The sequence below is a fragment of the Onishia niordana genome (assembly GCF_004798965.1).
Classification (GTDB): Bacteria; Pseudomonadota; Gammaproteobacteria; order Pseudomonadales; family Halomonadaceae; genus Onishia; species Onishia niordana.
Genome location: NZ_SDSD01000005.1, coordinates 216,348 through 238,733 on the forward strand (window position 1 = coordinate 216,348; position 22,386 = coordinate 238,733).

The 22,386-nt window shown below is 59.7% G+C and carries 18 protein-coding genes; 10 read left to right on the top strand and 8 right to left on the bottom strand.

All coding sequences use genetic code 11. The features are described from left to right. Window positions 1-5 precede the first annotated feature (5 nt). From ETC27_RS11430 to ETC27_RS11460, 7 genes are all read right to left on the bottom strand, one after another. A complete protein-coding gene (locus tag ETC27_RS11430) occupies window positions 6-503 on the bottom strand; it encodes a DUF3291 domain-containing protein (protein WP_136255120.1) in 498 nt (165 codons plus the stop codon). A 28-nt stretch (window positions 504-531) separates the two neighbouring features. Then, window positions 532-1,485: an FRG domain-containing protein gene (locus tag ETC27_RS11435; RefSeq protein ID WP_136255121.1), complete on the bottom strand. Its 954-nt coding sequence runs from the start codon at window positions 1,483-1,485 to the stop codon at window positions 532-534. An 87-nt stretch (window positions 1,486-1,572) separates the two neighbouring features. Beyond that, entirely contained in the window at window positions 1,573-2,208 is a 636-nt protein-coding gene (locus ETC27_RS11440; protein ID WP_136255122.1) for a hypothetical protein, read from the bottom strand. 118 nt (window positions 2,209-2,326) lie between these two features. Then, entirely contained in the window at window positions 2,327-2,635 is a 309-nt protein-coding gene (locus ETC27_RS11445; protein ID WP_136255123.1) for a hypothetical protein, read from the bottom strand. A 578-nt stretch (window positions 2,636-3,213) separates the two neighbouring features. Then, window positions 3,214-3,792: a hypothetical protein gene (locus tag ETC27_RS11450; protein WP_136255124.1), complete on the bottom strand. Its 579-nt coding sequence runs from the start codon at window positions 3,790-3,792 to the stop codon at window positions 3,214-3,216. Between the two features lie 612 nt (window positions 3,793-4,404). Continuing rightward, window positions 4,405-6,126 (bottom strand): AMP-binding protein, encoded by a 1,722-nt coding sequence (locus ETC27_RS11455; protein ID WP_136255125.1) that lies wholly within the window; start codon window positions 6,124-6,126, stop codon window positions 4,405-4,407. Window positions 6,127-6,205: 79 nt separating this feature from the next. Next, window positions 6,206-6,655, bottom strand: a complete 450-nt coding sequence (locus tag ETC27_RS11460) for a MerR family transcriptional regulator (RefSeq protein ID WP_136255126.1) — start codon at window positions 6,653-6,655, stop codon at window positions 6,206-6,208. Between the two features lie 336 nt (window positions 6,656-6,991). Between ETC27_RS11460 and ETC27_RS11465 the strand changes: the two genes are divergently transcribed. The 6 genes from ETC27_RS11465 to ETC27_RS11490 all read left to right on the top strand — a co-directional run bounded on the left by ETC27_RS11465 (window position 6,992) and on the right by ETC27_RS11490 (window position 14,500). Continuing rightward, entirely contained in the window at window positions 6,992-8,158 is a 1,167-nt protein-coding gene (locus tag ETC27_RS11465) for an acyl-CoA dehydrogenase family protein (protein WP_136255127.1), read from the top strand. 87 nt (window positions 8,159-8,245) lie between these two features. After that, window positions 8,246-9,361: an enoyl-CoA hydratase/isomerase family protein gene (locus tag ETC27_RS11470; protein ID WP_136255128.1), complete on the top strand. Its 1,116-nt coding sequence runs from the start codon at window positions 8,246-8,248 to the stop codon at window positions 9,359-9,361. A gap of 27 nt (window positions 9,362-9,388) precedes the next feature. Beyond that, a complete protein-coding gene (gene mmsB, locus ETC27_RS11475; RefSeq protein WP_340162681.1) occupies window positions 9,389-10,378 on the top strand; it encodes a 3-hydroxyisobutyrate dehydrogenase in 990 nt (329 codons plus the stop codon). 106 nt (window positions 10,379-10,484) lie between these two features. Beyond that, window positions 10,485-11,870 carry an MATE family efflux transporter gene (locus ETC27_RS11480; protein WP_136255130.1) on the top strand — a complete coding sequence of 462 codons (1,386 nt, stop codon included), beginning with the start codon at window positions 10,485-10,487 and terminating at the stop codon, window positions 11,868-11,870. 202 nt (window positions 11,871-12,072) lie between these two features. Beyond that, entirely contained in the window at window positions 12,073-13,257 is a 1,185-nt protein-coding gene (locus tag ETC27_RS11485; RefSeq protein WP_136255131.1) for an acyl-CoA dehydrogenase, read from the top strand. Window positions 13,258-13,294: 37 nt separating this feature from the next. Then, entirely contained in the window at window positions 13,295-14,500 is a 1,206-nt protein-coding gene (locus tag ETC27_RS11490; RefSeq protein WP_136255132.1) for a CaiB/BaiF CoA transferase family protein, read from the top strand. Between the two features lie 13 nt (window positions 14,501-14,513). On the opposite strand, the gene ppsR is transcribed toward ETC27_RS11490, so the two are convergent. After that, complete coding sequence (gene ppsR, locus ETC27_RS11495; protein ID WP_136255133.1) at window positions 14,514-15,347, bottom strand: posphoenolpyruvate synthetase regulatory kinase/phosphorylase PpsR; 834 nt, start codon at window positions 15,345-15,347, stop codon at window positions 14,514-14,516. Between the two features lie 367 nt (window positions 15,348-15,714). Here ppsR and ppsA point away from each other — a divergent pair, with 367 nt between their 5' ends. The 4 genes from ppsA (at window position 15,715) to ETC27_RS11515 (ending at window position 22,324) form a co-directional block, all read left to right on the top strand. Continuing rightward, complete coding sequence (gene ppsA / locus ETC27_RS11500; RefSeq protein WP_136255134.1) at window positions 15,715-18,087, top strand: phosphoenolpyruvate synthase; 2,373 nt, start codon at window positions 15,715-15,717, stop codon at window positions 18,085-18,087. Between the two features lie 155 nt (window positions 18,088-18,242). Beyond that, window positions 18,243-18,848: a (2Fe-2S)-binding protein gene (locus ETC27_RS11505; RefSeq protein ID WP_439331806.1), complete on the top strand. Its 606-nt coding sequence runs from the start codon at window positions 18,243-18,245 to the stop codon at window positions 18,846-18,848. Next, the gene (locus ETC27_RS11510) at window positions 18,835-21,204 is read left to right on the top strand and encodes a xanthine dehydrogenase family protein molybdopterin-binding subunit (protein ID WP_136255135.1); all 2,370 of its coding nucleotides are present in this window, start codon (window positions 18,835-18,837) and stop codon (window positions 21,202-21,204) included. The genes ETC27_RS11505 and ETC27_RS11510 overlap by 14 nt, the downstream gene beginning before the upstream one ends. Window positions 21,205-21,268: 64 nt before the next feature. Continuing rightward, on the top strand, window positions 21,269-22,324 hold the full coding sequence (locus ETC27_RS11515) for an XdhC family protein (protein ID WP_136255136.1): 1,056 nt from the start codon (window positions 21,269-21,271) through the stop codon (window positions 22,322-22,324). The last annotated feature ends 62 nt before the right edge of the window (window positions 22,325-22,386 follow it).

Here is a 22,386-nt window from a genome sequence, read left to right on the forward strand (position 1 = left end):
TGAAATTAAGTGGAGGGGCATTCACCACCCAGAGTATCGGTCGGCAAGCTGGCCAATTCACCGGGAGCCGGGAAGGCTTTTTTGAACGTGAAAGCCTCGGCGGTTGGTCCGTGCTCTCTCAGGATATTCAGCTTTTGCGCTGCTTCTTCGACTGACGGAATGTGACCGGCCGGCACCCACCAAAGCACCATGTATGCCTCACCCATTTTATGGAACCACTCTTTCTTGCGACGCATGATCTCGACGTGGGCAGACCGATATACGTAATTATGCAAAGCCTCGACCGAATCCCAGAGAGAAAGATTCACGATCTTATCGGAGCCGAAATAATCAATGCCGGTGGCATCACCTTCTTCGGTTTGCAAGCGCCAGACGAAACCAGGGGAATCCTCAGCCAACGCGTTGACCCTGTCCAAATTCGCGACGAAATCTGAAAGCTGAGGCGAGTCGATTGGAGCCATCAGCGTGGCAATGTTTAGCTGAGCAATTTGATACTTACTCACAATTTTCTCCCTGAAAACATTTGGCGCATCAATCAGCCGACGAGTCAGTGGTCGGCTGCATTGATTTGTTATCTTCAAAGTTACGCTCTAAAACTTGTCTGGCAACACCGTCGTAACCTGGAAATATTCTTGATGTTCCATACCCCATTTTTTCTAGAATTCTCAGCCCTTCCTGAGCGTTATTAGCAGTCACAATGAATTTTTTCATGAGCGCTATATTTTCGTCCTCTTTTGCCGTACTTGAAATAAACTCATCCAAAGGTCGTCTATCAACTAATTGAACCTTGCTATCTTGCATTAGTTTAGCCTCTTCCATCATGCTCAGTCTTTTAACTGGACAGAGAGTGAACAAACCTTTTTGTGCGTTTAAATTGGGATTTGATGCGTAATGTGGTGTTATAAATTCAATATTTATTCGGTCTACCGTAGGCTGAAGAAATGAGATATGATCTTTATTCAGAGCCCAAACAACCAATTTTCCTGAAGTCTCAACTGCTCCCTTAAAAGCAAAATATAGCGCAACATACGGGTCATAGGTCCAGTCAAGTAATCTTGTAGGAATTCCATAATGTTGAGCTAGGGCAGTTGCCTCATGCAAATCTTCTGGGAGCCAAATAGACTGCTGATCAATGTGCCGGGCTCCAAAAGCATCAAATGTTTGTGCTAAATTCTTACGAAACGTGTTTGCTACTGGTACACCTAAGCCTTGCATATCAGCCAGTTTGTAAAATTCACGTAGCAACTGAAATTCTGCATCTATTTGTAAGCTCAAAAATTCAGTTTGATCTGTGTTAACGTTTCCGCCGTTAACATATTTCCATAGCTGTTCAACATTTTCGGGGCGAAGCGCATTAGGGATTAACTTGTAAGACTCTTTTGAATGCCCCCTGAATACAAAACCATCAAGGGCCTGCCCTCTATTCCATGGCGCCAAGTATTCAAAAAAATCAACAATTGAATCAAAGCTACTTTCTTCAATCATAAGCACATCCTTGAAAGCTGACGCCCGCGTTTTCGGCTGATTTTAAGCGCAGCGGAAACCAGTCCGACAACATGCGCTTGTTATGCATTACTTTAACTGAGGTACGCCATCGATATTCTCCAGCCACTTATTTATAGCAGCCTTTTGTTTCTCAGATATTTTTCCTTTTGAGACGATGGTGTTTCTTACTCCAGCTAAAAATTCCGTTTTATCTGCAGGTAGCTTTTCTATGCCTACGTCGATCCAGAACAAATAATTGTAGATTCTTTGTAGTACCGCTGGGTTTAGGTTTTCTGGCACTTTGGATGCAATATTATTTATATGTCTAACGTCGGAATTCGATAGCCCTTGAGAATTGTGCTTTTCATAGTACTCTTTTAGAATCGGATATGAACATTTAAGTTCATCCACAAGTTTATTTTCTCTTAGCGTTAAGTACTCGATTGCGCTCTTTGCTGGATTTTCGGTGGTAGCTCCACCTTGCCCGCCTGGGCCTCCATCTTCACGATTATTTGTAGATAAAGTGAATTTAGTCAAATCAGGAATTCCTGAAGTGGAGCCTTCCCCAGCATTATTTACTGCACAAGTAGGACCTGCATAAGATAACTCTCCAGTCTCTAAATCCTTTAAAACATATGCCTTTAGAGAGGTTAAATATTGAGGGCAGAAATCACATCTTCTAGTGGTTTCTGTTAGATCTCTTCTAATTACTTGATATGGCACAATACCTCCTTGTTTGCATAACGCTTGCAGCATGCGCGCCCGTGGAATGGAGCCGAAGGCGCAATGTAAGGGGCGTCGCCGTGCCTGCACTTGTTAGATATCGCCATTGGATAACACATTATTTGCAAAAGCCACTGCCCCCCGTTTCTTCTAAAGACAAAAGTTCCACTTGAGACAGCAGCGATTTACTTAAGTAACGGCATAGTAAACGTAAAACCAATGCCAAGTAGAAACTTTCAGCATCGTTCTCAAGCCCGCGGCCCCTGGCATTCGATTGCGAGGTTGTCGCCATAGGCGAGTCATGAGCCTGTATAGAGAGTAGCCGATAATAAAACCCAAAATGTTCGTCAATAAGACCCGTCAACTTCGCTACTTCAGCATCAGTGAGGTGCATGTCCGCATTCCCCGAACGAATCTTTTTCGCCATATTTTTATCAAGACCTTTATACACCGAGGACGCGGTGATATCTGCTTTGGCTTTAGGTAGATTTTCCTCGAAACTTTTCAGTATTACGTGATCGTGCTTTTCTGAGTAAAGTCGATACTTCTCACAGTTGATTCGGTAGAAATGGAACTTCCGTCTGAAATCACTTCCTCAGATGATAACCCAGGCTCAATTAGGTACAAGTATCGGTGCGTTGCCTCAATCAAAGATCTTGCTAACACAGCTACGGATGGAAAGTCCCATAGCTGTGAGTGGTTTACTTGGTTACCAGGAAGAATCGAACCGATCGTCATTGCACTAAGGACCAAACGCGTATAGATCTTGGTACCTTCAATACCAAGAGTACTGGTGTCAATGCCACCCGATCTATCAGACACGCGAACAAGATGCGGTATCAGCAGTTCGTACTGACGAAGTGCGTCTGGATACGAAAATATTTCTTCGTTCTGAGGAGATGTCATAGATAAATCTAACGCTGCCAGCTTGCGCGCCTACGAAATGAAGGCGAAGCCGCAATGTAGTAGGCGTCGCCGTGCCTGGCCTGGTTAAATTTCGGCCCCCTATTTAATGGCATACTTCTCGTATCTTGGTTGAGAAAACTCTTCCATTAATTCGTCCACGCCAATGATGCGGCTCTCCTTGTTGAGCTCTTTACCAATAAATTTAGAAACACACCACACTGTTCCGGCTGTCGAATTTATCCAAGTGTCACTGCCGATAGTGTTGTAATACTCTTGTTCCCGATTGCTGATGAAATCCATAACATCGAGCCGATAACGCAAACCAACCGGCAAGGACTGGAGTTGGTCACACACTGAAGAAACGCTCTCCACAATTTCTTCAGGAAGATGTGGCAATGCAGCCGGTTTCAATTTGTCCATGTGGTGTCGATAGTTCTCTACCTTCTTGACCAATTTCCTACCTTGAAGGTTGCTGTGGCAGTAGTAAGAAACAACTGACTTTAAAGCACTTTCCATTGCCATCCGCAGGTCAATAAAGCACTTCATTCGGCGAGACTTGAGAGACGAAAAGTCCGGAAATTCACTTTCAATGCAGTGCTCGTGCCGCTTAAGCAGATCAACCGAATCGTGATAGAAATGATCTGCCACCTCTATGTGTGTAGGGCGAGTTGTCTCCATACTTCTCCCGAAATTTAACAGTCAATAAACGAGCGCGCTATCTTCTATATAACTCATTGATAGCAAAGGGGTCCAAGAATAGCTCGGCTACCTAAGCAGAATTCGCGCGCGTACGCGCTTTTTTGTCGGACCCAATAATACTGTGCATTCATCCATGCTCCGAGATGGCCGCGCAATGCATACCACCGTAGCTGATAGATCGGGTGAGGGCGGTCATGCGAGTTAAGCTCTATAGGTTGGCGGCGAGGACTGAGTTCAGGGGGGGATGCCTCAAAAGGGGCTTGGTACGCTACCGCCCCTACCTGGGCATGTCGTGATGGCGTCCTGCCACCCATGCAGTAGTCCGTTCCCTGACGCGATGCTGTCGGTCATTCCGGCGTTGATACTGACCGTGAATGGTCAGCCTATTCATTAGTGGCTTTGGATGCAAAAGGCGGTGGGTGACAGGCCGCGCTCGATCCCGCGGTGCGTAGGGGCATGGCACTTTCTAGATGCACGAAGATAAACACCCCGAAGGTTGGAGGGAGCGTCCAGTCTTCGGGGTGTGGTTCAGGTCGTGCAGGTCTTGAAGTAAGGAGCAGGGCGCACGACGTTTCTGTCAGGCGGCGAGCGTCAAAGCCCCAGTTCGTGGGTCGCCGCTTCGCGCATCTTGTATTTCTGCACCTTGCCGGTGACGGTCATCGGGAAGGCGTCGACGAACTTCACGTAGCGGGGAATCTTGAAGTGGGCGATCTTGCCCTGGCAGAAATCCTTTAGCTCCTCCTCGTCCAGTTCCTCGCCGTCGCTGAGCTTGACCCAGGCCATCACTTCTTCGCCGTACTTGGCGTCCGGCACGCCGATCACCTGCACGTCCGAGATGGCAGGATGGGTATAGAGGAAGTCCTCGATCTCGCGGGGATAGATGTTCTCGCCGCCGCGGATGATCATGTCCTTGATGCGCCCGACGATCGCCACATAGCCGTCCTCGTCCATGGTGGCGAGGTCACCGGTGTGCATCCAGCGGCTGGCGTCGATGGCCTTGGCGGTGGCCTCTGCGTTGTCCCAGTAACCAAGCATCACGCTATAGCCCCGGGTGCACAGCTCGCCGCGCTCGCCTCTGGGCACCACGGCGCCGCTGGCCGGGTCGATGAGCTTCACCTCGAGGTGCGGGTGAATGGTGCCCACGGTGGTGACGCGCTTCTCGAGCGGGGCATCGGTGCCGGTCTGGAAGCTGACCGGGCTGGTTTCGGTCATGCCGTAGCAGATGGTCACGCCTTCCATGTGCATCTGATCGATCACCTGGCGCATCACTTCGATGGGGCAGATGGAGCCGGCCATGATGCCGGTGCGCAGGGTCGAGAGATCGAAGTCGGCGAAGCGCGGGTGCTCAAGCTCGGCGATGAACATGGTCGGCACCCCGAAGAGGGCGGTCGCCCGTTCGTTCTGTACTGCCTCGAGGGTCGCCTCGGCGTCGAAGCCATCGCCGGGATAGATCATCGCCGCGCCGTGAGTCATGCAGCCCAGGTTGCCCATCACCATGCCAAAGCAGTGATAGAGCGGCACTGGGATCACCAGCCGGTCGCGCTCCGAGAAGCCCATGGCGCGGGCCACGAAGAAGCCGTTGTTGAGGATGTTGTGGTGTGAAAGGGTCGCGCCCTTGGGCGAGCCGGTGGTGCCGGAGGTGTACTGGATGTTGATCGGCTGGTCGAACTGCAGCGCCCCCTGCACCTCGGCGAGTCGCGAAGGGCTGACCGCCTCGGCGCCCTCAAGCAGTGCCTGCCAGGTCAGCATGCCGGGCAGGGCCTCGCTGGCATCCAGGCATACCACCCGCTTCAGCGCCGGCAGGCGAGCGGCGTTGAGGTCGCCGTCTCGCGGCGCTTCGAGCTCCGGGGCCAGCTCAGCGATCATCTCGACATAGTGCGAGGCCTTGAAGCGCCCCTGCAGGATCAGGGTCGCGGTGCCGGACTGGCCTAGCGTGTACTCCAGCTCATGGGTGCGGTAACTGGGATTCAGGTTGACCAGGATGGCACCGATCTTGGCGGTGGCGAACTGGGTAATGGCCCACTCGGCCCGGTTGGGGGCCCAGATGCCGACGCGCTCGCCTTGCACAACACCAGCGGCCAGCAGGGCGCGGGCGGCCTCGTCGACGGCAATTTGCAGCTCTCGCCAGCTGTAGCGCAGGCCCTGGTGCAGGCTGAGCAGGGCATCACGCTCGGGCACGCGGGCGACGGTGGCATCGAAGCAGTCGCCGATGGTCTGGCCCTTGAGGGGCGTATCGCTGATGCCGCTGACATAGCTGGGGGTTGGCGAGAGTGAAGACGGCGTCGAATCCGGGGTGTGGCGTTGGCGAGTCATCCGGGCTCCTATGCTTATTGGGATTGTTAAAGCGAAGTGCCCGCCCCGCGCCACATAGGGCGCGTTTTTGCTCTTGTTGCTAGGGGGCCAGGCCTTCCAGTGCCGCCCGGCAGCGAGTCTCGACGTCGTCTAGCTCATTCTGCATCAGGCGGATGTCCTCTTTGCGTTGCTCCATATCGGCACGCTTCTCGGCGAGAATTTCGAGGATGCGGTGAAGCTGGCGGGCATTGCCGTCGGGCATGGTGTCGTAGAGCTCGACGACCTCGCGGATCTCGGCCAGCGTGAAACCAAGCCGCTTGCCGCGCAGGGTCAGTTTCAGCCGTACCCGGTCCTTGTCATGGTAGATACGCCGCTGACCGCGCCGCTCGGGTGCCAGCAAGCCTTCCTGTTCATAAAAGCGAATGGTGCGGGGCGTTACCTCGAACATCTCGGCCAGCTCACCGATCGCGTAGGTTGGCTTGTCTGACACGGTCTCCTCGGGATTGTCCGGTGGCGTGGCCTGAGGCGCGATATGGCTGGGCTTGGGCATGGTGGTGTTCCTTGGCGTATACGATGTTGTTGTGAGTTAAGGAATGATCGCATGAACGCCTGGGCGCTTCGACTCCAAGACTAGTTCTGCTTGACGTTAACGTAAAGTGAAGATATTGCTGTTGGCCTTAGACCAAGGGGTGGCTTGCGCCCGACCAAGCAAATGCTAGCTTGGTCACATTACCGGTGGGGGTGCTATACGCCTCTTGTGCTTGCCATTGTCATTCTTGTCATCGCCAGCACCGGGCCGACGCGACCTCTAACCGTCAGTGTGATGCCGGTCATGGCCTGACGGAGTCGAGACATCTGACGGCCTGTGGCGTTAAAGGAGAGCACCATGGATTTTGCACTGACCGAGGATCAACGTGCCTTGCAGCAGGCAGCAGCCGATTTTTGCCAAGCGGAGCTTGTCGCTCACGCTGCCGACTGGGATGCCCGTTCGCACTTTCCGGTGGAGGTGATCAAGCGCGCCGGTGAGGCCGGCTTCCTCGGCATCTATATCGATGAGGATCGCGGCGGGCTGGGTCTTTCTCGGCTCGAGGCCTCGCTGATCTTTGAGCAGCTCGCCCAGGGCTGCATCTCAACCACTGCCTACCTGACCATTCACAACATGGCGAGCTGGATGGTGGCCAACTGGGGCAGCGAGACGCTGCGCGAGACCTGGCTTGAGCGCTTGATCAGCGGTGAGCTGCTGGCCTCTTACTGCCTGACCGAGCCGGGTGCCGGTTCGGATGCGGCCAACCTGCGCACCAAGGCGGTACGCGAGGGCGACGAATACCGGATCACGGGCTCGAAGGTGTTTATCTCAGGTGCTGGCGAGACGGATGTGCTGGTCGTGATGGCCCGCACCGGCGCGCCGGATTCCGGCGCCAGTGGTATCTCTGCCTTCCTGGTGCCCGCTGACAGCGCCGGTATCGAGTACGGCAAGAACGAAGAGAAGATGGGCTGGAAGAGCCAGCCGACACGGATGGTCAGCTTCGATGATGTGCGGGTGCCTGCTGATTATCGTCTCGGTGAGGAAGGCGAGGGCTTTCGGCTGGCCATGAAGGGCCTGGATGGCGGTCGGCTGAACATTGCCAGCTGCTCGCTGGGCGCCGCTCAACAGGCGCTGACGCTTGCTCGCGATTATCTCGGTCAGCGTCAACAGTTCGGTCGAGAGCTTTCCAGTTTTCAGGCGCTGCAGTTCAAGCTGGCCGACATGGCAAGCGATCTGCTGGCATCACGACTGATGGTGCGCCACGCGGCCTGGTGTCTCGATCAGCAGGCCCCCGAAGCTACCGCGCATTGCGCGATGGCCAAGCGAGTCGCCACCGACATGGGCTTTAACGTCTGCAACGAGGCCCTCCAGCTTCACGGCGGCTACGGTTACATCAAGGAATACCCGCTTGAGCGGCTGGTCCGCGATACTCGCGTGCATCAGATTCTTGAGGGCACCAACGAGATCATGCGCGTGATCACGGCCCGGCGTTTGCTCGCCGATGGCGTGATCGAATCACTGCAATGAGGAAAGCCCGCCGAGGCGTCGCTATCGCGGTCATGGATCGACCATTAATTAACCTATTTCACTCAACCCGCTAAAGGAGCCCGAGCGATGACCGATGCACCCGTGCTGTTCGAGGAGCGCCCGACACGCGATGGATGCCTTATCGGCGTGGCGACCCTCAATGCACCTCGCTCTCTGAATGCCCTGTCGCTTGCGATGATTGAGCAGCTATCGGCCCGGCTGACCCGGTGGGCCGACGATGACCGGGTGGTGGCTGTCTGGCTGGAGGGCGCCGGGGAGAAATCGTTCTGCGCTGGCGGCGACGTGGTGGCGCTCTACAAGGCGATTCAGGCCGGCGAGGGCGGTGCCTTCGCCGAGACCTATTTCACCGGCGAATATGGCCTCGATCATCAGATTCACTGCTTCCCCAAGCCGCTGCTGGTGTGGGGTGATGGCATCGTGATGGGCGGTGGCATGGGGCTGATGGCCGGTGGTGGTTTCCGCCTGGTTACCGAGACCTCGTTGATGGCGATGCCTGAGATCACCATCGGCCTCTACCCGGATATCGGTGCCAGCTGGTTTCTCAACCGCATGCCGCCAGGCATCGGCGCCTATCTGGGGCTGACCGGTGCTCAGCTTAATGCACGCGACGCGCTAGACCTGGGCCTTGCCGATCGATTCGTACCTCGGGAACGTCGCGAGGCATTACTCGAGGCGCTGGCCGGGGCCAGCTTCGGCGAGGCTGATAGTAACCAGTTGGTGCATGCGGTGGTCAGTCAGGTACTTGACCAATTCGAGGATCGCGACCAGGCGCCGGCGGCTCAACTCTGGCCGCAGCGCGATCATATTCAGCGCCTGACCGCCTGCGCATCGGCCTCCGATGCAGCCGAGCGCATTCTTGACGATACCCACTCGGATGCATGGCTCGCCGCCAATCGAGCGCGCCTTGCGGCGGGCTGCCCGCTGAGCGCCCAGCTGGTCTGGCAGATGATCGAGCGGCATTCCCGGGCGAGCCTCGCCGACGCCTTCCGCGAGGAGCTCAATCTCTCGGTGCAGTGCTGCCTGAGGGGAGACCTCGCTGAGGGCGTGCGGGCGCTTTTGATCGACAAGGACAAGCAGCCTCGCTGGTCGCATACCAGCGTGGGCAAGGTGCCCAAGGCCGATATCGAGGCCATGCTGCGCCCGCTGTGGAATCCTGAGACGCACCCGTTGCGCAACCTGTAATCCGCGGCGCATGGCCCTCACCAGAGCATGACTGGGCGCCATCTCAACGGCCCAGCACAGCAACGAATACAACAACCGACACAACAACCAACACAACAACGAACAGGGAGCCTCACCATGCGTATCGCCTTTATCGGTCTTGGCAACATGGGGGCGCCCATGGCCACCAATCTCGTCAAGGCCGGCCACGATGTTTGCGTCTTCGATCTGTCGGAAAAGGCCATGCAAACCCTCGAGGATGCCGGCGCCAACCGTGCGGAAAGCGCCGAAGCAGTGACCATGGGCGCGGATGTGGTGGTCTCGATGCTGCCCGCCGGTGCCCATGTTAAGGGCCTTTATCTTGGCAACGATGACGCTCAAGGGCTGCTGGCTGCGCTGACGGGAAACCCGCTGATCATTGATGCCTCGACCATCGCGCCGGATGATTCTCGCACCGTGGGTGCCGCTGCCGCCGAGCGGGGTTTTGCCTTTGTTGATGCGCCGGTATCCGGTGGGGTGGGTGGCGCAGTCGCCGGCACCTTGACGTTTATTGTCGGAGGCAGCGAGGAAGGCTTTGAGCGGGCAAGGCCGGTACTTGAGGCCATGGGCAAGAACATCTTCCATGCCGGCGATACCGGGTCAGGGCAGGTCGCGAAGCTCTGCAATAACATGCTGCTCGGCATTCTCATGAGCGGCACCGCCGAAGCCCTGGCGCTGGGTGTCGAGAATGGCCTGGACCCGGCGGTGCTTTCAGAGATCATGAAGGAGAGCAGCGGCGGCAACTGGGCGCTTAACGGCTACAACCCCTGGCCGGGGGTGATGGAAAAAGCGCCGGCCTCGAACGACTACCAAGGCGGCTTTCTGACTGACCTGATGGCCAAGGACCTGGGGCTTGCCTGGGAGCTGGCGCTTAAGTCAAAGTCGACGGTGCCGATGGGCTCTCAGGCACGCAATCTTTTCGCCCTGCATGCAGCACAGGGCAGCGGTGGGCTCGATTTCTCGAGTATTCAGCGGCTCTATCGCCGAGACAAGGAGTGAGCCGCCGCGACCACCCTTGAGCCTCGATTAGGCCCCGACACCCAGCACGCATTGGGGCCATGGCCGGAGTGGGGCACAATGACGCCCCCTTTCGACCGAGGTTGCCATGACGTCGACACCGTCTACCCCATCCCCCGCCCGGCGCGGCTCAATGCTCGAAGCACCGATTGCGCGCACGCTGGTACGCAAGACCCTGCCGGTCATCGGCGGCATGTTGGCGATGATGACCTTCAACCTGGTCGATGCCTGGTACATCGCCAAGCTGGGCACCGTGCCATTGGCAGCGGTGTCATTCACCTTCCCGGTGGTTTTCGCGGTGATCAGCCTGGCGATTGGCCTGGGTATCGGTACCTCGGCGGTGGTGGGGCGCTTGCTTGGCCAGGGCGATCACGACCGGGTGGCGCGGCGTGCCACCGATGCGGTGTTGCTGTCGCTGCTTGTCGGGGCGCTGGTCACCCTTGCCGGGTTGCCAAGCATCGAGGCGCTGTTCTCGCTGCTGGGAGCCGATGCCGATCTGATGCCCTATCTCGAGGCCTATATGGGTGTCTGGTACTGGGGCGCTGCGCTGGTGATCGCGCCGCGCATCATCAACAGCGTGCTGCGTGCCCACGGCAATACCCTGGCAGCGGGACTGTCGATGGGCGTGGCGGCATTGCTCAATATGGCACTCGATCCGCTGTTGATCTTTGGTTGGGGGCCGGTGCCGGCGATGGGGGTTGCCGGTGCCGCACTTGCCACAGTGCTGAGCTGGGGGCTAATGACGCTTGGCTTGATTTGCCAGCCACGGCTTCGCGGCCTGATCGCCCTACGGGGCATGACGCTCAAGGCGCTGGCGGAATCCTGGCAGGTGCTTGGGCGTATTGCCCTGCCAGCGGCGGTAACCAGCCTGTTTACGCCGGTGGCCATGGCGCTGGTGACGCGCATCGTCGCCGAGCATGGCCATGCCGCGGTGGCGGCCTTCGGGGTCGGCTCGCGGTTGGATGCCATCGCTCAGATCGTGGTGCTGGCGCTGTCGATGACGCTCTCGCCGCTGGTCAGCCAGAACCAAGGTGCCGGCCAGCTGGCGCGGGTGCGTCGTGCCATCGGCGGCTGCCTTGTTTTCGTGCTGATCCTGCAACTGGTGATCTGGGCTGCTCTTCAGATCCTGGCGCCCTGGCTGACCGCGCACTATGCCGAGGGGCCGGCGGTGGGTGAGGTGCTGCGCGCCTTCATCTGGCTGGTGCCGCTGGGGCTTGGGGCTCAGGGGGTAGTGATCCTTTCAGTGTCCTCGCTCAATGCCCTGCATCGGCCGCGCGATGCCATGGGGCTTTCCGTGGTACGCCTGTTCGTCTTGTTTGTGCCCCTGGCCTGGCTCGGCAGTTTGGTGGCCGGGCCCAGCGGCATTTTCACCGGCATGCTGGCGGCTAACCTGATCATGGCGGGTATCGCCTGGTGGCGCCTGCGCGGTGAGCTGGCGCGACAGCAGCGGTCTTCTCCTGAATCTTCGAGCTGATGAGGGAACGTGGCGTCGATGGCGGGCTGGAGCTGACGGGCTGATCTGACGGGCTTGGGCTGGCTGATCTACGCTCACGGAGGCACAACCTTTCGGGGCCGGGCTCTAGGTGAAAGAGCCGGCCGAGACCAAGGTCGGCTTGGCAGGGCAGGGTGTTTGATCTACATTATTTCAAAATGTCGATATTATTTGGGAGTACCGCATGAGCCAGATTACCCCTGTCACCTGGGATGACCCTTTCCGCCTTATCGACCAGCTCGATGAAGACGAGCGCATGGTGCAACGCACCGCCCACGACTATTGCCAGGACAAGCTTTTGCCGCGGGTGCTCGAGGCCAATCGCCACGAGCATTTCGACCGCGAGATTATGAATGAGATGGGCGAGCTGGGCCTGTTGGGGGCGACCCTCGATGGCTACGGTGGCGCGGGGCTCAACTACGTGAGTTACGGCCTGATCGCCCGGGAAGTGGAGCGTGTCGATTCCGGCTATCGCTCGGCCATGAGCGTGCAGTCGAGCCTGGTCATGTACCCGATCCATGCCTTCGGCAGCGAAGCGCAACGTGAGAAATACCTGCCCAAGCTTGCCAGTGGCGAGTGGGTGGGGTGCTTTGGCCTCACCGAGCCGGATCACGGCTCAGACCCCGGCGGCATGAGCACTCGTGCGGTGCGTACCAAAGATGGCTGGCGCCTCAACGGCAGCAAGACCTGGATCACCAACTCGCCGATCGCCGATGTGTTCGTGGTCTGGGCCCGGGATGAAGAAGGCACCCTGCACGGCTTCATCCTCGAAAAAGACATGCCGGGCCTCACCGCGCCCAAGATTGAAGGCAAGTTCAGCCTGCGCGCCTCGATCACCGGTCAGATCATGATGAGCGATGTCGAGGTCAGCGATGATCAGCGCCTGCCGAACGTCACCGGCCTCAAGGGGCCTTTCTCGTGCCTCAACCGAGCCCGCTACGGGATCGCCTGGGGCACCATGGGCGCCGCCGAGGCCTGCTGGCATGCAGGGCGCCAGTACACGCTGGATCGTAAGCAGTTCGGGCGTCCGTTGGCGGCCAATCAGCTGATCCAGAAGAAGCTCGCCGATATGCAGACCGAGATTGCCCTTGGCTTGCAGGCGGCGTTACGGGTCGGGCGGATGATCGATGACGGCCAGCTGGTGCCGGAGGCGATTTCGCTGATCAAGCGCAACAACGCCGGCAAGGCGCTGGATATCGCCCGTGTCGCCCGCGATATGCACGGCGGCAACGGCATCAGCGATGAATACCACGTTATTCGCCATGTGATGAACCTCGAGGCGGTCAACACCTACGAGGGCACCCACGATATTCATGCCTTGATTCTTGGCCGTTCCCAGACCGGTATCCAGGCGTTTTCCGCCGAATGATCTGGCCGAACGCCTGTCCGGGAGGGAGGTCACGCCCATGTCAGGACCGCTAGAAGGGCGCGTGGTGCTGGATATGTCGCGAGTGTTGGCGGGGCCCTGGGCCGGGCAACTGCTCGCGGACCTCGGCGCCCGAGTGATCAAGATCGAGCACCCGAGCCGCGGTGATGATACCCGCGCCTGGGGGCCACCCTGGCTCGAAGACGCCGCCGGTGATCCGGTGGCGGCGGCCTATTATCTGTGTGCCAACCGTGGCAAGCAGTCGCTGGCCGTGGATATCGCACAGCCGGAGGGGCAGGCGCTGATCCGTGCCCTGGCGAACCGCGCCGATATCCTGATCGAGAACTTCAAGGTCGGCGGGCTCAAGCGCTACGGCCTCGACCATGAGAGCCTGAAAGCCGAGAACCCGGGGCTGATCGGCTGCTCGATTACAGGCTTCGGCCAGGATGGCCCTTATGCCGGTCGGCCTGGCTACGACTTCATGATCCAGGCGATGGGGGGCTTGATGAGCCTGACCGGCGACCCGGACGGCATGCCAATGAAGACCGGGGTGGCGATTACCGATGTGATGACCGGGCTCTATGCCGCCGTGGGTATTCTCGCGGCACTCGATGAACGCTCGCGCACCGGCCACGGGCGCTACATCGACGTGGCGCTGCTTGATGTTCAGGTGGCGACGCTTGCCAACCAGGCCCTGAATACGCTGGTCAGCGGCCGTTCTCCTGAACGCCACGGCAATGCGCATCCCAACATCGTGCCTTATCAGGCCTTTGCCTGCGCCGATGGCTACCTGGTGTTAACCGTCGGCAACGATGCCCAGTTCGCGCGGCTTGCCACGCTGCTCGACTGCCCCGAGTGGGCTCAGGATCCGGCGTATGCCACCAATGCCGCTCGCGTCGCCAATCGCGGGGCGCTGGTCGAGAAGATCACCGCCTGCCTTTCGCGTGGCACCCGGGATCAGTGGCTCGCGGCCTTCGAGGCACACGGCGTTCCCGCCGGGCCGATCCATAGCGTCGCCGAAGCCCTCGAGGATGCTCAGGTGCGGCATCGCGGCCTGGTCAGGCATCTGGAGAGTGATGGCATCGACGTGCCTCAGGTGGGTAACCCGCTGCGCTTCGATGGTGTCTCATGCACCAGCGAGTCGGCGCCGCCGACGCTTGGCGCCGACAGCGATGCGGTGCTCACCGAGATGGGACTGTCGGCTGAGGATATTGCCAGGCTGCGGGATCTCGGCGTGGTGCGCTAGGAAGCGTCGTTTTTCAGCGCGGGCTAAAGCGACGCTGCAGGCCGGCTTCGGCGATCATGCGCGTGGAAATCTCTTCGATCGAGAAGCGGGTGGTGTCGATGTAGGGAATGTGCATCTGGCGATACAGCCCTTCGGCCTGGGCCACTTCCTGCATGCACTGGTCCATCGAGCAGTAGCGGCTGTTGGGGCGGCGCTCGCTGCGGATAGCCGCCAGCCGAGGGGCGGCGATGGTCAGGCCAAACAGCTTGTGGCGATAGGGCGCCAGGGCACGGGGCAGCTTGAGGCTGCCGTCTTCGTCGTAGTCGTCTTCGGTGAGCGGATAGTTGGCGGCGCGGATGCCAAACTGCAGCGCCAGGTACAGCGAGGTGGGCGTCTTGCCGCATCGAGAAACGCCGACCAAGATGACATCGGCCTTGTCATACTGGTTGAGCCGCGCGCCGTCGTCGTTGTCCAGGGCGAAATGCACCGAATCGATGCGGTTCATGTAAACTTCGTCCTGGCCGATCGAGTGGGTGCGGCCCACCGTATAAGTGGAGTGGGTCGCGAGCTCTTCTTCCAGCGGCTTCAAGAAGGTCGAGAAGATGTCGACCTTGAAGCCCTCCGCCGTTGAGACGATGCGACGCACGTCCTCGTCGACGATGGTATCGATGATGATTGGCTGCTCGCCGTCCCGGGCCGCGGTGGCATTGATGCTGTCGACCAGCTCCTGCGCCTTTTCGTTGTCATCGATGTATGGCTTGGTGACCATGCGGATCTCGACGCTCTCGAACTGAGCCAGCAGGCTGCGGCCGAGGGTCTCGGCGGTGATACCGGTGCCATCGGAGATGAAAAAGGCGGTGCGGGTCATGGGGAAACCTTCGGTTCTTGTAGTGGCGAGTAGTGGCGAGTAGTGGCGAATAGTGGCGAGGTGATGGCGTGATTGTCTCGGCTAGTGGCCGGCGCGGCAAGCGCCGTGCGAGCTGTCATGCCTTCTCCAGGGTGGCAGCGAGCGGCTTCATTGCGGCTTGAGAGGTTTCTGGCGAGGCCCTGACTACAGGAAACGCCGCCAAAAGGTTCGTGTTGTAAAAATCCTCCAATGACTTCGCTGTTAGACCAATGGCGAATATCGCCCTACCTTGGTAGGGTTCTTCCCATTCAGCCGTGGCGGCTTTCGATCGCAACGATCGTTGGCAGTGAGCGTCATCAGTCGACTAGGGGGTCGCGTGGAAGAGTCCGTGAATCAGTACATTGAGTGGTTCGATAAGCTGGGCATGAACGACGTCGAGCGGGTCGGTGGCAAGAATGCCTCGCTTGGCGAAATGATCTCCAACCTGGCCAATGCCGGGGTCAGCGTGCCTGGTGGCTTCGCTACCACCGCTCACGCCTATCGCGAATTTCTTGCTCACGATGGCCTCAACGAGCGCATCAATGAAGCGCTTGCTCGCCTTGACGTCGATGATGTGGCGGCACTGGCCAAGACGGGGGCCGAGATTCGCCAGTGGGTGATCGACACGCCGTTGCCGCCGACCTTCGAGGCCGCGCTTCGTGAGGCCTACGATGACATGGTCGCGCGCCACCCGAGCCTCAAGGTTGCGGTAAGAAGCTCCGCTACCGCCGAGGACCTGCCGGATGCCTCCTTCGCCGGGCAGCAGGAGACCTTCCTCAACATCGAAGGCTTCGACAACATCAAGCGTGCCGTGCACGAGGTATTCGCCTCGCTGTTCAATGACCGGGCGATTTCCTATCGAGTGCACCGCGGCTATGCCCACGAGAACGTGGCGTTGTCCGCCGGCATCCAGAAGATGGTGCGCTCCGAGACCGGCGCCTCCGGCGTGATGTTCACCCTCGATACCGAATCCGGCTTCCGCGATGCCGTCTTCGTCACGGCCTCCTGGGGGCTTGGCGAGACAGTGGTTCAGGGTGCGGTGAACCCCGATGAATTCTATGTTCACAAGTCGACGCTGGATGCGGGGCGTCCAGCGGTGCTGCGCCGTAATCTGGGCTCCAAGCTGATCAAGATGATCTATACCGGTGATGCCAGCGCCGGCAAGTCAGTGGAAACCGTGGACGTGCCACTCGCCGATCGTGGTCGCTTCTGCATCAACGATGAACAGGTCATGGAGCTTGCCCGTCAGGCGATGATCATCGAACGTCACTACGGGCGCCCGATGGATATCGAGTGGGCACTGGATGGCGACGACAACCATGTCTACATCGTCCAGGCACGCCCCGAGACAGTGGTCTCCCAGGAAGAGGGTGGCAAGCTCGAACGCTTCCACCTGCGCGAGAAGGGTCGCAACCTGATCGCCGGTCGCGCCATCGGACAGCGCATCGGCAGCGGCGAGGTCAAGGTGATCATGACCCCGGACGAGATGGGCAAGATCAATGACGGCGACGTGCTGGTCACCGACATGACCGACCCGGATTGGGAGCCGATCATGAAGCGTGCCTCGGCGGTGGTGACCAACCGTGGCGGGCGCACCTGTCATGCGGCGATCATTGCCCGCGAACTGGGCATTCCGGCGGTCGTTGGGTCAGGCGATGCCACCAGTGTGCTGCGCGACGGCCAGGAGGTCACGGTTTCCTGCGCCGAAGGCGACACCGGTCATGTCTACGAGGGGCTGCTGGACTTCGAGTGCAAGACCACCAGCGTCGATAGCATGCCGGAACTGCCGTTCAAGATCATGATGAACGTCGGCAACCCGGATCGTGCCTTCAACTTCTCGAGCCTGCCCAGTGCCGGCGTCGGTCTGGCGCGTCTGGAATTCATCATCAACCGCATGATCGGCGTGCATCCCAGGGCGCTGCTCGAGTTTGATAGCCAGCCGGTAGAATTGCAGCAGACCATCGAGCAGCGCACCGCCGGCTATGATGATCCGGTGAGCTTCTACGTCGACAAGCTGGTCGAGGGCATCTCGACGCTGGCTGCGGCTTTCTACCCGCAGAAAGTGATCGTGCGCCTGTCGGACTTCAAGTCCAACGAGTACGAAAACCTGATCGGTGGCAAGCAATACGAGCCGGGCGAAGAGAACCCCATGCTTGGCTTCCGTGGTGCCGCCCGCTACCTGTCGGAATCCTTCCGTCCCTGCTTTGACCTTGAGTGTCAGGCCATCAAGCGGGTCCGCGATGTCATGGGCCTCGACAACATCGAGATCATGGTGCCCTTTGTGCGCACCACCGAAGAAGCAAGCGGCGTGATCGACATCTTGTCCGAGAATGGCCTCAAGCGCGGCGAAAACGGTCTCAAGGTCATCATGATGTGCGAGCTGCCGGCCAACGCGCTGCTCGCCGATGAGTTTCTCGAGTACTTCGACGGCTTCTCCATCGGTTCCAACGACCTGACTCAGCTGACCCTGGGGCTGGACCGTGATTCCGGCGTGATTGCCCATCTGTTCGATGAGCGCAATCCGGCGGTGCTCAAGCTGCTGTCGATGGCCATTCAGGCCTGCAAGGCGCAGGGCAAATACGTGGGCATCTGCGGCCAGGGACCTTCGGATCATCCGGATCTCGCCAAGTGGCTGATGGAGCAGGGCATCGACTCGGTATCCTTGAACCCTGATGCGGTGCTCGAGACATGGTTCATGCTGGCCGGTGAGACTATCGGCTAAGCACTCGCGCGCCTCGCACGATCAACAACCCCGCCCTTCGAGGCGGGGTTTTTTTGTGGGGTTGTGGACCGACAGCGTGATGGCAACGTGGACTGGCGAATCGGGGCTGATTCGACAATAACCGTCAGCCTGCTAATATTGTGCACGATTTAATAATGTACACGATACGCCGGATCACGGCGCACGTGCGGCGCAATGCGTCGCCGATGACCACCGGAGGAGAATTCCCCTTGGCCAGCTTTACCCTGAACGGCAAGCCCGTCAGCGTCGAGGTGTCCCCTCAGACCCCACTGTTGTGGGTTCTGAGGGATAATCTTGGCATGACCGGCACCAAGTTTGGCTGCGGCATCGCGCAGTGCGGCGCTTGCACTGTCCACCTCAACGGCTCTGCCACGCGTACCTGTGTGCTACCGGTATCCGCCGCCGAAGGTGGTGAGGTCGTCACCATCGAAGGGCTGTCGGACAACGATGACCACCCCCTGCAGCAGGCCTGGCGGGAGCACCAGGTGCCGCAGTGCGGGTACTGTCAGTCGGGCCAGATCATGCAGGCCGCCGACTTTCTGAGCCGTACCCCGGACCCAAGCGATGAGGAGGTCACCGAGGCCATGTCCGGCAATCTCTGCCGGTGCATGGCCTATGTGCGCATTCATCGGGCGGTGAAGCGTGCCGCCGAGATTAGCCAGGCAAGTGAGGCCAGCACCGCCGGCGTTGGCGTCTTCGACCCGAGCCGTGATCAGGAGGTGACCCATGGCCAGGTTTGAAGACCAGCTGGCGGCTGTTGAAGCGCAAGGCAGCGATGCCCAAGGCAATGACATTTCGAGCAACGGTGGCGAGGGCTTCACGCGTCGCGGCTTTCTGATCGGCACCATGGCCGGCTCGGCGATGATGGCGTTCGGTCTCTCCGGCGCAGCCGCTGCGGCAAGCGATGGCTCGGCAAATAATGGCTCGGCCAGCGAGTCACTGGCCGCCGGGCGTTATGAGCCGACGATCTGGTATGCCATCGCCCCCGACGGCACGGTGACGGTGCACATCACTAAGGCCGAAATGGGCCAGCATGTCGCCACCAGTCTAGCGCGTCTGGTCGCCGAGGAGCTTGAGGCGGACTGGTCGAGTATTGAAGTCGTCTATGTCGATAGCGATCCGAAGTGGGGCTACATGGTCACCGGTGGTAGCTGGTCGGTGCACCATAGCTATCTGCCGCTGTCGCGTGCCGGCGCGGCTGGGCGTATTGCGCTGATCGAGGCCGGTGCCAAGCTGCTTGATGTCGATCCCGCCGATTGCCGGGCCCGTCATGGGCAGGTCATCAGCGGCGACAAGTCGGTAAGCTATGGCGAGATCGTGTCTCAGGCAGGGCTCGAGCGGACCTTCTCCGAGGAGGAGCTCAAGGAGATCAGCCTGAAACCGGCAAGCGAGCGCCGTGTGCTGGGCACCAAGGGCACGGCCCTTGATGTACCGGCCAAGGTCAATGGCGAGGCGATCTACGGTATCGATGTCACCGTCGACAAGATGCTTTATGCCCGCCCGGTTCTGCCGCCGACCCGTTTCGGTTCCAAGCCGGTCTCGATCGATGACAGCGCCGCCAAGCAGATCGACGGCTATCGCCAGACCATCGAACTCGACGACCCCTCGGGCGTCTGCCAGGGCTGGCTTGCCGTGATTGCCGATAGCTATTCGTCGGCGATGCGGGCAACCGATGCCCTCAAGGTCGAGTGGCAGCGGGGCGACAGCTATGACATTAGCGAGGCGGATATCCAGGAGCAGGGCCACACCCTGGTCAACTCGCCAAGCCGCGACAACGGTTCGCTGTTCGTCGATATCGGCGATGTCAGTTCCGGCCTCGAGGGGGCAAGCGAGGTCATCGATTCCACCTATACCACCTCGAGTGTGCTGCACTTCCAGCTTGAGCCGGTCAACGCCACCGTGTTCGAGGAAGACGGCCATTGGCACGTGCACTGCGGCAACCAGCAGCAGACGCTGGCGGTGGGGATGCTGTCCAAAGCGCTCCAGGTCGATAAGAGCAACATCACTCTGCACCAGTACTACCTGGGCGGCGGCTTCGGTCGTCGCCTGTACGGTGACTACACCATTCCGGCCGCTCTGGCCGCCAAGGCGCTGGGGCGTCCGGTGAAGATGCTCTTCACGCGCCCTGACGATACGCGCTTTGACTGCGTGCGCTCGCCCTCGGTACAGCGACTGCGCTCCGGGCTCGACGGCAATGGCAAGGTCGTGGCATCCGAGCATGCCGCGGCCGCCGGTTGGCCTTCTGCCGCCATGGCGCCGGCCTTTCTCATCGAGCCGGTCGAGGACGGTGGCAAGGTCGACTCCTTCGCCATCAGCGGTGCCGATCACTGGTATGACGTGGGCGCACAGCGCGTCTGGGCGCAGCAAAACCACAAGGCGCATGAAGTCTTTGTGCCGGGTTACCTGCGCTCGGTGGGGCCGGGCTGGACGACCTGGGCCGTGGAGCAGCATATCGACGAGCTGGCGCTGGCCGCCGGGAAGGACCCGGCGCGCTTTCGCCTCGAATTGCTCAACGCCGAAGGCCGTAACGCCGGTCAGGCACCGCACAGTGTCGGCGGTGCCGAGCGACTCAGGGCGGTGCTCGAACGGGCGATGGCCAAGGCCGACTGGGACAGCCGTGACAGCCTGCCGGATGACGTGGGGATGGGCGTGGCGCTGACCTTCGGTCAGGAGCGCAGCATGCCGACCTGGGTGGCCTGTATCGCTCGGGTCAAGATTAATCGTGGTGACGGCTCGGTCGATGTCGAGCACCTGACGGCAGTGGCCGATGCCGGTACGCTGGCGCACCCCGACGGTGCCATGGCGCAGCTCGAAGGCTCGCTACTGTGGGGGCTTTCCATGGCCCTCTACGAGGGCACCGAGGTCGAGAAGGGCAAGCCCAAGGCGCTGAATCTTGGCGCTTATACGCCGCTGCGCATGAACCAGGTACCCAAGATGGATCTGGAGTTTGTCGATAGTGACGCCATGCCGGTGGGCCTGGGTGAGCCCGGGACTACCGTGGTCGCGCCCGCCATCGCCAATGCGATCCAGCATGCCGTCGGCGTTCGGTTGCGTGATATGCCCATGCGTGCCGAGGCCCTCAAGGCGGCTCTCTAGGACAGCGATTCAAAGCCCCGCCCCGGCATGCCCGGGGCGGGGTCTTTGCTGAGTAGGGCATATCATGCAACACCTAGATTTGACGGTAATCCGCCAGGCGCTTGCCTGGGCGCGAGAAGGGCAGCCGGTGTGGCTGTGCACAGTGCTTTCGACCTTCGGTTCGTCGCCGCGAGAACCCGGTGCCTGGCTGGTAGCGCTTCGCGATGGCCGGCATGTGGGGTCATTGTCTGGCGGCTGTGTCGAGGAAAATTTCCTGGCTCGGCTGGCTGACGGCGCTTTCCAGGCGCCAGTGCAACGGGTCCGCTATGGTGACGGCGAGGAGGGCGATGGCCCCGGCATCACTCTGCCTTGTGGCGGTATTCTCGATGTGCTGGTTGAGAGGCTGGCGCCGGGTGATGAGACGCTTGTGCATCTGGCAGCACTTGAAGCGGCACTGACCGGACAGCGTCCGCAATTGCGCCATGTCGATCTGGTGAGCGGTGAGACGAGCCTTGCTGACGATTCAGGGCTCGGTGAGCGGGTGGTGCTGTCTGTTGAACAAAGCTCTCACGAGGAAAGTTCTGAAGGAAACAGTTCTGACGGGCAAAGCGCTGACGAGGGCAGCCCCCAGGCCCCTGGACAGGTGCAGATGCGCGTGGGACCGGCGGCGCGGCTGGTGCTTGCCGGCATGTCACCGGTGGCGGAAGCCTGTGCCGAGTTTGCACAGCGATTGGGTTTCGAGGTGATTCTCTGCGACCCTCGCCCCGACGTATTCGCGGCGCTATCGCTTTCGGGTGTTGAATGTGTCGAGACTCTGCCCTCTAGCTTTATAGCGGAAGGGGGCTGTCATGGAGCCACCGCGGTGGTGGCGCTGACCCATGATCCGCGTATCGATGATCTGGCGATGATCGAGGCGGTCAGAACCAACGCCTTCTATATCGGGGTGATGGGGTCGAGGAAAACGTCTGCCGCCCGTGCCGAGCGGCTTGAACGCAGCGGTGGGCTGAGCAAGACCGCGCTTGCCCGCATTCAGATGCCGATTGGGTTGGATCTTGGCAGCAAGACGCCGGCTGAGATTGCCCTGGCGGTGATGGCCGACATCGTGCGGGTGCGCCGGGGGCGTGAACGAAGCGAGCTGTAAGCGCGCATTAGCAAGCGCTACCAATCAGTACCAATCGCTGCCAATCCAATCAGTACCAAGCG